Here is a 12,258-nt window from a genome sequence, read left to right as displayed (position 1 = left end):
GTAGCGAGTATCAGGTATCAAGATATTGAAACGGATACTCGCTTCACCTGAAGTACTAACATCTTGATACTAAATACTTGATATTAAATGAGTTTAATTGGTAATCTGGAATGGTCGGGCGCTATCATTAACCGAAGCGGTAAAGAAAAGGTAGCGCAGCAAATTGCCGCGATGGTAAAAGATGGCGATATCCTTGGGGTTGGCTCGGGTTCTACAGTTTACCTTGCGCTGCTCGCCATTGCCGATAGGATCAGGATTGAACAATTAAATGTGCTGGCTATACCAACCTCGTTAGAGATCAGTATGTTTTGCAGTAAGCTGGGCATACCGCTAACTACTCTGTTTGAGCACACGCCAACCTGGTTATTTGACGGTGCCGATGAAGTCGGCCCGAATAATAGCCTGATTAAAGGCCGCGGCGGGGCAATGTTCAAGGAAAAATTGCTGATAGCCAGTAGCCCTGTAAATTATATTATTGTTGACGACAGCAAACTGGTTGATAAGATTGGCACCAATTTTCCGGTACCGGTAGAGGTTTTTCCGCAAGCGTTATTGCTCGTAGACGCCGAACTGAAAAAACTTGGGGCAAACAGCATTAAAATAAGGCCGGCAGCAGGCAAAGATGGGCCGGTTATAACAGAGAACAACAACCTTATCTTAGATTGCTATTTTGATACGATCAGCGACACCATGGAGCGCGACATCAAGTCGATCACAGGTGTTATTGAAAGCGGCCTGTTTATTGGTTATAACTTGCAGATATTAATGGCCGTTAATGAGTAGCTAACTTTACATCGCGTTAGCACAATTAGGAGAATGGCATTACAAAATACAGTGAATTAATTAAGACCTTTATTATATAAAACGACATCGAACTATGGAAAATAAAGTAAAACAAATACACAATTTTGGCCAAAGCATTTGGCTGGATTTTATTGACCGCCAGATCATCAGCAGCGGTAATTTACAAAAGCTGATAGATGAAGACGGCATTCGTGGCGTAACATCTAACCCTGCTATTTTTGAGAAAGCTATCTCCAGCAGTGATGATTATAACGATGACATTACGGCATTTGGAAAAGAAGCTGGTACAACAGAAGATATTTTCTTTAACCTGGCTATAAAAGATATACAGGCAGCAGCCGACTTATTTGACCCACTTTACAACGAAGGTGTTGTAGGAGCCGATGGTTATGTAAGTTTAGAGGTGTCTCCTTTTTTAGCTTTAGATGCAGAAAAAACTGCTAAACAGGCAGAAGAGCTTTGGAAAAAAGTTGATCGCAAGAATGTGATGATCAAAATCCCGGGTACTAAACCTGGCTTGCAAGCCATAAGGGAAACTATCTCAAAAGGCATCAACGTTAATGTTACTTTGCTTTTTGGTTTAGAACGCTATGAAGAGGTTACCGAAGCCTATATCTCCGGCCTGGAAGATCATTTGGCAGCCGGCCACAACATTGAGCACATCTCATCAGTAGCCAGCTTTTTCTTAAGCCGTATTGACGTGGTGGTTGATCCTTTGTTGAAGGAAAAAGGCGCCGACGATCTGGTGGGCGAAGTGGCTGTAGCATCTGCTAAAAAAGCATATGAAATTTATAAAAGGGTGTTCAGCACCGACCGTTGGAAGGCCTTAGAAGCTAAAGGTGCAAAACCACAGCGTTTGCTTTGGGCAAGTACCGGCAGCAAAAATCCTGATTTTAAAGACACCAAATATGTTGAGGCGCTGATTGGCCCGGATACTGTAGATACCGTTCCGTTAGAAACTATCGAGGCGTTTCGCGATCATGGCATTGCTGCTGATACATTGATGCTGGGTTTAGACCAGGCAACCGAAACTTTGGGCCGTTTAAAGTCTTTAGGTATTGATCTGGATAAAATCACCCAGGACTTGGAAGATGAAGGCATTGAAAAATTCAACAAGCCTTTTGAAAAACTACTTAAAGCGATAGAAGATCAACAAGCAAAAGGATAACGCTATGTTGGTGAAAAAATCAGATCTGAAGATCCTGTTTTTTGACATAGGCGGCATACTGCTTACCAACGGCTGGGGCCACGAGTCACGGCATGAGGCGTCCAAAAAATTTGGTCTGGATTATGACGAGGTAAACTCGCTGCACAATTTCATATTCAACGTCTATGAAATTGGCAGCATTACTTTGGATGAATACCTGGATACGGTGATAGTTAACCACCCGCGCGAGTTTGCCCGCGAAGATTTTAAAGCATTTATATACGAGCAATCGCTGGAGTTACCCAATATGCTTGCCTGGCTTAAAGAGTGGAAAAAAGATTGCGGGTTCCGCATCATTTCCATTAATAACGAAGGAAAGGAGCTGAATGACTACCGTGTACAAAAATTCAAGCTGCACGAGTGCTTTGATGCATTTATCTCTTCGTGCGAGGTAAAGATGCGCAAACCAGATCCGGGCATATGGCAGCTGGCGATGGGTATTGCGCAGGCATCGCCCAAACAATGCGTTTATTTTGATGATAGGATCATGTTTGTGCGTACTGCCGAAAAATTAGGTATTCGCTCGTTCCAGCATGTCGATTTCGAAACAACAAAGAAAATTTTAAACGATCTTAAGAAAGAAACCCTCAATTGATATGAGCACAACAGATAAATATGCCTTTGGCATGATTGGCTTAGGTGTTATGGGCCGCAGCTTGCTACTAAACATGGCCGATCATGGTTACGCGGTAGCCGGTCACGATAAAGATGCCGGTAAGGTAGATTCATTAAACCAGGAAGGCGACAAAGTTGCTGTAAAAGGTTTTCTGGATGTGAATGAATTTATACAAAGCTTAACCACGCCACGCGCCATTATGATGCTGGTACCTGCAGGTAAACCTGTAGATAGTGTTATTGCCGAACTAAGCCCTTTACTCGATAAAGGCGATATCCTGATCGATGGCGGTAATTCGCACTTTACAGATACTAACCGCCGTGTTGAAGAACTGGAGGCAAAAGGCCTGCATTTCTTTGGTATGGGTGTATCCGGTGGTGAAGAAGGTGCGCGCCGCGGCCCAAGCATGATGCCGGGCGGCGACAAAGACGCCTATGCCGTTATGAAACCCATTTTTGAAGCCATCGCCGCCAAGGTTGATGGTGCACCGTGCGTTACCTACATCGGGCCGGGCGCATCAGGCCACTTTGTTAAAATGGTGCACAACGGTATCGAATACGGTATCATGCAGCTTTTAGCGGAGACCTACGAAATCCTGAAAAAGGGCTTAGGCCTTGATAATGATGCAATACAAAAGGTTTTTGCGGAGTGGAACGCCGGCAGGCTTCAATCTTTTCTGATGGAAATTACCGCAGAGATCTTCACCTATAAAGACAAAGACAGCGACCACCTGCTGTTAGATGACATTAAGGACGAAGCCCGTGCTAAAGGAACAGGTAAATGGACATCGCAGGTAGCAATGGACTTACAGGCACCATCGCCGGTAATTGACACCGCAGTTGCTATGCGCGACCTTTCTAAATACAAAGAGATGCGCGAAAAGGCTGCCGAGAAATACAGCACCGGCGAGCAGTTGCATCTGAATGGTGATAAAGAAGAATTGCTTGCCGCATTAGAGCAGGCATTTTACTTCAACATGATCATTACGTATGCGCAGGGCATGTTCCTGCTTACCAATGCATCAATTGAATACAAGTATGATCTGAAATTGGCTGAGATAGCCAAAATTTGGAGGGGTGGCTGTATCATCAGGTCGTTATTCCTGAATGATATTTACAACGCTTACCAGGCCGATGATAAACTTGCCCATTTATTACTTGATGATGGTGTTCAAAAACTAGTTACCGAAGCATTACCGGGAGCTCGTACAATTGTATCAGCAGCAACCGCTGCAGGTATAGCCGCACCTGCTTACGCCGCTGCCTTAAGCTATTTTGATGCTTTCCGCAGTGCACGCATGCCGTCTAACCTTACCCAGGCCCAACGCGACTTTTTTGGTTCGCATACTTATGAGTTAATTGGTAAAGAGGGCGTTTTCCATACCCAATGGGTGATAAACAAACTGGCCGAAGAAAACTAAAAAGCATTATCATGAGCACAATCACAAAATCCGAGCCTACCATATTTATCATATTTGGCGGCACCGGCGATTTAAATTCGCGCAAGATAGCGCCAGCGCTTTACAACTTATTTTTAGATGGATGGTTACCAAACCAGTTTTCTATAATAGGCACCGGGCGTACTAAATTAACAGACGAGCAGTTTAGGGAAAACCTACATAACGATATTAACCAGTTTTCGCGCAGCGGTAAAGCTGAGGAAAAAAAATGGGAAGAATTTGCTAAAAGCATCTACTACCAGGTATCAGACGCTACGGATGCAGAAACTTACAAAGAATTTGGCAAAAGGATAGATGCGCATAATGCCGAATGGAAGGTCACCGCTAATGTGATCTTTTACCTGGCAGTGGCACCTAACTTTTTCCCGATCATCGCATCAAATATCTCTAAAGCCAAACTGGCTGAAGATAAGAACCGTGTGCGCATCATTATCGAAAAACCATTTGGCCACGACCTGGAAACAGCTAAAGAGCTGAATGAATTGCTTAAAGGCATTTTTGATGAATGCCAGATTTACCGTATCGACCATTATTTGGGTAAAGAAACGGTGCAAAATATCATGGCCTTTAGGTTCGCCAATTCGATTATGGAGCCGCTTTGGAACCGTAACTACATCGAACATGTACAGATCTCTGTTACGGAGCAACTGGGTGTAGAAGACCGGGGTGATTACTACGACGGATCTGGCGCTATGCGCGATATGATCCAGAACCACTTGCTGCAATTGCTTTGCCATATTGCAATGGAGCCGCCGGTTAGCTTTAATGCCGATGAAGTGCGCGACCGTAAGGTGGATGTTTTACGCGCCATGCGCAGGTTTGGGCCGGAAGATGTACGCAATTCGGCAGTACGCGGCCAATACGGCAGCGGATGGATGAAAGGTAAAGAAGTACCCGGCTATCGAGAGGAGCAAAAGGTAAATCCGGAATCGAATACCGAAACGTTTGCAGCCATCAAATTCTTTGTTGATAACTGGCGCTGGCAGGGTGTGCCGTTTTACTTGCGTACAGGCAAGCGCATGCACCAGTCATCATCTGTTATTACCATACAGTTTAAGGATGTGCCGCACCTGATATTCCCTACCGAAGCTGCAGAAAGCTGGCAGCAAAACAGGCTGATCATCAGTATTCAGCCCGAAATGAGCATCCGTTTACAGGTGCAGGCCAAACGCCCGGGTATAGATATGGTTTTAAACGCGGTAGATATGGTGTTCGATTACAAAGGCACTTATACCAACCAGGCACCGGAAGCATATGAAACGCTGATATTGGACACAATGTTGGGCGATCAGACACTGTTTATGCGTGGCGACCAGGTAGAGGCTGCATGGGAATTGGTTATGCCGATACTAAGCACCTGGCAAAATAAAAAAAGCCTTAATTTCCCTAACTATTCCGCCGACTCATGGGGCCCGGAATCTGCCGAGGCGCTGATAGCCCGCGATGGATACAATTGGTTTACTCTTCCCGTTAACGGTAAAAAATAAGGTTATGAAACTGAATATTTTTAAAACCGAGAGCGAAGTTTTAGCCAGTCTTGCCGGTTTTTTTGAAGCATGCGCAAAGGAAGCCATTGATAACAATGGTCGCTTTGCGGTTGCTTTATCGGGCGGTAGTTCTCCTAAAAAACTGCACGAATTGCTTGTTAAAGAATATTGCGATAAAATTGAGTGGGACAAGGTTTACTTCTTTTTCGGCGATGAGCGCGATGTGCCTTTAACCGATGCGCAAAATAACTATTTAATGGCCAAGCAAACCCTTTTTGATCCGCTGGGTATCGATCCGTCACATGTATTCCCGGTGCAAACCAGTTTGGGCGCCGAAGAAGCTGCTAAGGATTATACCCGTAACCTTATCCATTTTTTTGATGGTGAAAGTGCAACCTTTGATCTGATTATATTAGGCCTGGGCGACAACTCGCACACCGCATCGTTGTTCCCACATACAAGCGTTTTAAAAGACGAAACTGCATCAGTGCAGGCCTTGTATATAGACGAGGTTAAAATGAACCGCATAACATTTACAGCACCGCTAATTAACATTGCGCAGCACACGGCTTTTTTAGTATACGGGCAGGGCAAAGCCGAAGCGGTTAAACACATCCTGGAAGATGCTCAGAATTTTCCCGAGTATCCGGCCCAACTTATAGAGGGTAAAGATGTACAATGGTTTTTAGACAAACCTGCAGCCAGTAAGTTAGAAAATAAATAAAATGAAGCCTCCCTTACGGGGGGCTTTTCTATACATGCGTTTTTTGGCTTTGCTGGCATATTCAAGATTTGTCAAACCTGTTAGATGCTTTGTAGTTTACTAAGTAACCGCAACCATATTTAAATGATATATCCATGAGCGACATCAAACAACAATTACAGGCGATGTTTGTGCCCGGGAACCAGATCCCGGCAGAGCATCGTATAGATGAAATTCATCAGCGAGAATACCTGGTTAATGGCGAAATGCGCCAGTGGACAGGCGAAGTGAGCGAAGTATATTCGCCGGTTTGCCTGCCTGATGCCAACGGCGAGCTTAAACGTAAGCTGATAGGCACGTACCCCGTTTGCACCGAAACGGAAGCTATGGAGGCGATGGAAGCCGCCCTAACCGCCTATGACAACGGCCGTGGCGAATGGCCTACCATGAGTGTTGCCGACCGCATTAAATGTATGGAACGCTTTGTTTACAAAATGAGCGAGCAACGTGCATTAGTAATCAAGCTGTTGATGTGGGAGATAGGTAAATCTTTAACAGACTCGGCTAAAGAGTTTGACCGCACAGTTGAATATATCAACGCCACCATAGACGGACTAAAAGATATCGACAGGCAATCGTCACGCTTTGAAATGGCCGAGGGTTTGGTAGCACAAATAAGACGTTCGCCGTTGGGAGTGGTGCTGTGTATGGGTCCGTTTAATTATCCTTTAAATGAAACTTTTACCACGCTGATCCCGGCGCTTATTATGGGCAATACCATTCTATTTAAACCACCTAAGCACGGTACACTACTGCATTACCCGTTATTGACCGCCTTTCGCGATTCATTTCCTAAGGGAGTAGTAAATACCGTTTACGGCCGGGGTGCAGTTGTTACGCCGGGGCTAATGGCAACAGGTAAGATCAATGTACTGGCCTTTATTGGCAGTAGTAAAGTAGCTAACGACCTCAAGAAACGCCACCCTAAGGTTAACCGTTTGCGGGCGGTACTGAGCTTGGATGCTAAAAACGCTGCCATCATTACCAAACACGCCGATCTTAAACTTGCTGTAAGTGAATGTATCCTTGGCTCGCTATCTTTTAACGGGCAGCGCTGTACGGCTATCAAAATAATTTTTGTGCATAAAGATGTGGCAGATGAGTTTAACAAATTATTTAGCGACGCCGTTAATGCATTAAAACCCGGCCTTCCGTGGACAGATGGCGTAAAGCTAACCCCTTTGCCAGAGCCACACAAACCGGATTATCTTAAAGAATGTATTGACGACGCAATAGCCAACGGCGCAAAAGTGATTAATGAAAACGGCGGCTCTACCATTGGTTCATTTGTGTTCCCGGCGGTAGTATACCCGGTTAACGAAAAGATGAAACTTTACCGCGAAGAGCAGTTTGGCCCGGTGATCCCGATAATACCGTTTGAGAGTATCGAAGAACCGATAACATACCAGATAGATTCGCCGCATGGCATGCAGGTGAGTATCTTCAGCAACGATGCAAAAGAAGTATCGTCATTGATCGATCCGTTTGTAAACCTGGTGAGCAGGGTAAATATTAACACGCAATGCCAGCGGGGGCCCGACGTGTTTCCGTTTACAGGACGCAAGGACAGTGCGGAAGGTACGCTGTCAGTGCATGATGCCCTGCGTTCATTCTCTATCAGGTCTTTAGTAGCAGCGAAGTTAAACGACACAAATAAACAACTGATAAACGAGATCGTGAATGATAACGATTCCAACTTTTTAAGTACAAAATTCATCTTGTAACAATCACGTTGCATAGTGTAACTCAATATCAGCATCTTACATTATAGACGACGTCTATAGCATATAGAAATTTACAATCGATTCGTATGCTGGAAAGATGTACATTTGTTGCATAAATAACAACAAAACAATCACTATGTTAACAATAGGACAACAATTTCCACAGTTTTCTAAAATAGCTGTAACAAGTCTTGAAAAAGGCAAAGAATTTGAAACCATCACTTCAGATTATTTAGTTAATGACGATAACGTTTGGACGGTAATGTTCTGGTGGCCAAAAGATTTCACTTTTGTATGCCCTACAGAAATTGCTGAGTTCAACAAAAACTTTGGCGAATTCCGTGATCGCGAAACCCGTTTAATTGGCGCATCTACAGATAGCGAATTTGTACACGCTGCATGGAGAAGAGACCACGATGATTTGCGCGACCTTAAATTTCCAATGCTTGCTGATACTTCAAAATCATTAGCTGAAGACCTGGGCATTTTAGAGCCAAATGAAAAAGTTGCTTACCGTGCTACATTTATCATAGATCCAACCGGCATTATCCGCTGGGTATGTGTGAACGATTTAAGCGTAGGCCGTAACGTTAAAGAAGTTTTACGTGTGTTAGATGGTTTACAAACCGACGAGCTTTGCCCTTGTAACTGGGAAAAAGGCCAGGAAACCTTAACAGCATAAGTATTTTAACCTCCTTATAACCACAAAGAACACAGAGCTTAAACTTTGTGCCCTTTGTGGTTTTTTTTATCCATACATTATATATCTCCCCATCATGAACGAGAGCACCGAAATTATACAAGAACTACTGCAAGCCATTGGCGTTGATACAGCCTACCGTACATCGAGCCTGACCTTGTTAGAGAAGGGCGAATCGCGCTACCTGCGCGATTTTAAGCTGAACTTTACAAGCACTCTTACTTCGGCACATTTGGATGCTAAGGAATGCGCTTTACTGGGCCTGAGCACTGCTGTAAATAACACTAACGAGCCGCTGATAGCTTATTACACTAAATATGCCGAGGAACAAGGCGCTACCGCTGCAGATATCGCGGAAGCTGTTGGCTGCGCGTCGTTACTGGCATCAAACAATATCTTTTACCGTTTTCGACACTTTACGCAAAAAGAGAAATACACGCAGATACCGGCACGTATCCGTATGCAGTTAATGATGAAGCCAGTAACCGGTAAAGAATTTTTTGAACTGATGAGCCTTGCGATATCGGCTGTGAACGGTTGCGAAATGTGCGTGAACGCACACGAGGATTCGCTAATAAAATTGGGTACAACAGAAGAGCGCATCTTCGATGCAGTACGTATCGCATCATTGGTAACTGCAACCGGTAAAGTGATTTTTTAACTTGTTGTAAAATATTACCCCGATTCTGTAAAACAATCTGATATAAAATTTGGCTTTGTTAAATTAAAACCATTAATTTTATAGCTTAGATTATAATTAACCCCTGTTACATAATATCTATACCTAAACTTTTGTGAACCCAGGGGGGATTTACAAATTTAATTGTTGATTTTTTTGGAAAGAGCCGTTCCGCTTGCATTAGCGGAACGGCTTTTGTTTTTAGTGTGCGTCTGCAACGGCCTTCATATTCTTACGGAAGGGCTGCAGGTACAGCAGTGGTATCGAGAACAGCATAACCAAACCAGAGATCCAGTAAGCATCATCATAAGTAAGCAGCATTGTTTGCCTGATAACGGTACCTTCAACAGCGGCGTAAGCCATATGGGTAGCATCAAGTACAGATTTGCCACGGGCTATAAAACCTTGTGTAAGCATGTGCAAACGATCTGTAAACAACGGATTGTACGGATTGATGTGCTCGATCAGCGTACTGCGGTGAAACCCCTGGCGAATGTGGATAATGGTTGTGAGGGCAGCAATACCGAATGAACCGCCCAATTGGCGCATCATGTTATTTAACCCCGACCCTTGCCCAATTTCCGGGCCTTTCAAATCGGCCATAGCAAGGGTGGTCAACGGCACAAATAATAAGGCCATACCCACACCACGAATCAGCAATGGTATCAAAACATCTTTCTCGCCGGTTGCCAGGGTAGAGTTGCTTAGCATCCATGTAAACACAAAGAATAGGAACATACCCCCGGTTGCCATAAACTGCGCCGGTATACCTTTGTTTAACATTTTACCAATAAACGGCATCATAAATATCGTACACAATCCACCCGGGAATAAGAGCTGCCCCGTTTGCTGCGCGTTAAAGCCAAGCAAGTTTTGACAGAACACCGGGAACACGAATACCGAGCCGTACAACCCAAATCCCAATATAAACGAGGTGAACATCCCCACGGAGAAACTTCGATGCCGCATAATGGCAAAGTTTACGATGGGGTGGTCGGTACTTAGTTCACGCCATATAAAGAGCAGGGTTCCAATTACCGCGGTAACCGTTAGTATGGTGATATAAGTAGTAGCAAACCAATCTTCCGACTCACCTTTTTCCAATATGGTTTGTAAACTGCCTACAGCAACTGCAAGCAAACCAATTCCCCACCAGTCAATGGGCCGCTTCTCGGCCTTTGGTGTTTCATGGATAAATGTATATGCCAGGAATGCTGCAAGCGCACCTACGGGTAAATTCACGTAAAAGATCCACGGCCATGAGTAATTCTCTGTGATCCAGCCGCCAATGGTTGGGCCTACAGTGGGGCCTACCACTGCGCCTAAACCAAACAGCGCCGTAGCTGTCCCGATTTGCTCGCGCGGCCAGGTTTCAATCAGGATGGTTTGCCCCGTAGAGATCAAACCACCACCGGCAATACCCTGCAGGATACGGAAGATAACCAACTCATCGAGCGTAGTAGCGTTACCACACAGGAAAGAGGCTATCGTAAAAACGATGATGGATGTTAAGAAGTAAGCCTTACGGCCAAAGCGCCCGCCTAACCAGCCCGACATGGGCAGGATAATAACGTTTGCCACAGCATAACCGGTTACCACCCACGCAATATCCTCAAGCGTGGCACCCAGGTTACCCTGTATGTGCGGTATAGCTACGTTCACAATGGTGGTATCGATCAGCTCGAGCAGCGATGCCATAATTACCGTAATGGTAATGATCCATTTTTTAAAGCCAGTTTCAGCCATTTTATTTAGTCTTTTGTAATTACCGAAACGTCAACGCTCATGCCCGGGCGTAGTTTCGCAAGTTCTTCTTTGCTGCCTGATAATTTAATTTTTACAGGCACACGTTGTACAACCTTAACAAAGTTACCGGTAGCATTATCCGGTGGCAATAAAGAGAATTTAGCACCTGTAGCAGGCGAAAAATTGTAAACTGTACCGTCAACTTTCAGGTCGGGGTAAGCATCAACTTTAAGGTCAACCTTCTGGCCATTTTTGATTTTGTCCAGTTGGGTTTCTTTAAAGTTGGCAGTAATGTAAATGCTATTATCGTTAACTACCGAGAATAAGGTTTGACCGGCCTGTACCAGCTGACCTACCTGTACGTTCTTTTTGGCAACTACACCGGTTGCCGGCGATTTTACATTGGTATAGGATAATTGCAGTTTTGCATAATCAATATCAACCTGCTTTTGGCTCACACCTGTATTTACAACTGTTAACTGGCTGCGGCTGGTGGCAATTTGCTGCGCAGCGGCTTTGTACTGATCCTTTGCAGCATTGTAATTTGCGCGGGCTACAGCAAGATCTGCCTTGGCCTGCTCAAATTGTTGCTGGGTAACAGAACCATCCTTAACCAGGTTAGCGTAACGAGCGTAGTCTTTCTCTACTTTTTCTAACCTTGCAGCTGCAGATGCAACCTCTGCCTTAGCACTTGCCGAGTTAGCAGCCGCAGTAGTGATCTGCGATTGGCCAACGCCGGTATTCGCACTTGCGCCAACCTGTGCGGCTTGTGCCTGCTCTAATTTCACTTTGTAATCGCGGTCGTCAATCTTAACCAGTAGCTGGCCGGCATTAACATGGGTGTTCTCTTCAAACATGATGCTATCCACATAGCCGCCAACACGGGCTACTACCGGGCTAATGTCGCCGTCTATCTGGGCGTCATCGGTATCAACGTGCTTGCTGAAGTATATGTATTCTTTAACACCAAAAATAATACCCCCTACCAGGATGATCCCGAGGATGATCGGCAGGACTTTATTTGGTTTCTTTTTGGTTTCTGTTTCTTGTGTTGCCATTGCTGTATGTATTGT

At 44.7% G+C, this 12,258-nt stretch carries 11 protein-coding genes; 9 read left to right on the top strand and 2 right to left on the bottom strand.

All coding sequences use genetic code 11. The features are described 5' to 3' along the window. The first annotated feature begins 87 nt into the window (after positions 1–87). From rpiA to ACE5CV_RS02620, 9 genes are all read left to right on the top strand, one after another. Positions 88–783 carry a ribose 5-phosphate isomerase A gene (gene rpiA, locus ACE5CV_RS02660; protein WP_374948604.1) on the top strand — a complete coding sequence of 232 codons (696 nt, stop codon included), beginning with the start codon at positions 88–90 and terminating at the stop codon, positions 781–783. 94 nt (positions 784–877) lie between these two features. Further along, positions 878–1,972, top strand: coding sequence for a transaldolase (gene tal / locus ACE5CV_RS02655; RefSeq protein WP_374948603.1), 1,095 nt, complete (start codon positions 878–880; stop codon positions 1,970–1,972). A gap of 4 nt (positions 1,973–1,976) precedes the next feature. Further along, positions 1,977–2,606, top strand: coding sequence for an HAD family hydrolase (locus ACE5CV_RS02650; protein WP_374948602.1), 630 nt, complete (start codon positions 1,977–1,979; stop codon positions 2,604–2,606). A 1-nt stretch (position 2,607) separates the two neighbouring features. Beyond that, positions 2,608–4,047 (top strand): NADP-dependent phosphogluconate dehydrogenase, encoded by a 1,440-nt coding sequence (gene gndA, locus ACE5CV_RS02645; RefSeq protein WP_374948601.1) that lies wholly within the window; start codon positions 2,608–2,610, stop codon positions 4,045–4,047. An 11-nt stretch (positions 4,048–4,058) separates the two neighbouring features. After that, positions 4,059–5,573: a glucose-6-phosphate dehydrogenase gene (zwf, locus tag ACE5CV_RS02640; protein ID WP_374948600.1), complete on the top strand. Its 1,515-nt coding sequence runs from the start codon at positions 4,059–4,061 to the stop codon at positions 5,571–5,573. 4 nt (positions 5,574–5,577) lie between these two features. Next, positions 5,578–6,297 carry a 6-phosphogluconolactonase gene (gene pgl, locus ACE5CV_RS02635; RefSeq protein ID WP_374948599.1) on the top strand — a complete coding sequence of 240 codons (720 nt, stop codon included), beginning with the start codon at positions 5,578–5,580 and terminating at the stop codon, positions 6,295–6,297. Between the two features lie 134 nt (positions 6,298–6,431). Then, the gene (locus tag ACE5CV_RS02630) at positions 6,432–8,060 is read left to right on the top strand and encodes an NADP-dependent glyceraldehyde-3-phosphate dehydrogenase (RefSeq protein ID WP_374948598.1); all 1,629 of its coding nucleotides are present in this window, start codon (positions 6,432–6,434) and stop codon (positions 8,058–8,060) included. 136 nt (positions 8,061–8,196) lie between these two features. After that, positions 8,197–8,742, top strand: coding sequence for a peroxiredoxin (locus ACE5CV_RS02625; protein ID WP_374948597.1), 546 nt, complete (start codon positions 8,197–8,199; stop codon positions 8,740–8,742). 94 nt (positions 8,743–8,836) lie between these two features. Then, positions 8,837–9,421, top strand: coding sequence for a carboxymuconolactone decarboxylase family protein (locus tag ACE5CV_RS02620; RefSeq protein ID WP_374948596.1), 585 nt, complete (start codon positions 8,837–8,839; stop codon positions 9,419–9,421). Between the two features lie 219 nt (positions 9,422–9,640). On the opposite strand, the gene ACE5CV_RS02615 is transcribed toward ACE5CV_RS02620, so the two are convergent. Both ACE5CV_RS02615 and ACE5CV_RS02610 read right to left on the bottom strand, forming a co-directional pair. Continuing rightward, the gene (locus ACE5CV_RS02615; RefSeq protein WP_374948595.1) at positions 9,641–11,185 is read right to left on the bottom strand and encodes a DHA2 family efflux MFS transporter permease subunit; all 1,545 of its coding nucleotides are present in this window, start codon (positions 11,183–11,185) and stop codon (positions 9,641–9,643) included. Positions 11,186–11,190: 5 nt separating this feature from the next. Next, positions 11,191–12,243: an HlyD family secretion protein gene (locus ACE5CV_RS02610; RefSeq protein ID WP_374948594.1), complete on the bottom strand. Its 1,053-nt coding sequence runs from the start codon at positions 12,241–12,243 to the stop codon at positions 11,191–11,193. Positions 12,244–12,258 lie beyond the last annotated feature (15 nt).

It is taken from the genome of Mucilaginibacter sp., assembly GCF_964263795.1.
In the GTDB taxonomy this organism is placed as follows: domain Bacteria; phylum Bacteroidota; class Bacteroidia; order Sphingobacteriales; family Sphingobacteriaceae; genus Mucilaginibacter.
The sequence above is the reverse complement of the archived record's forward strand: the minus strand, read 5'-3'. Positions and strand labels throughout refer to the sequence as shown.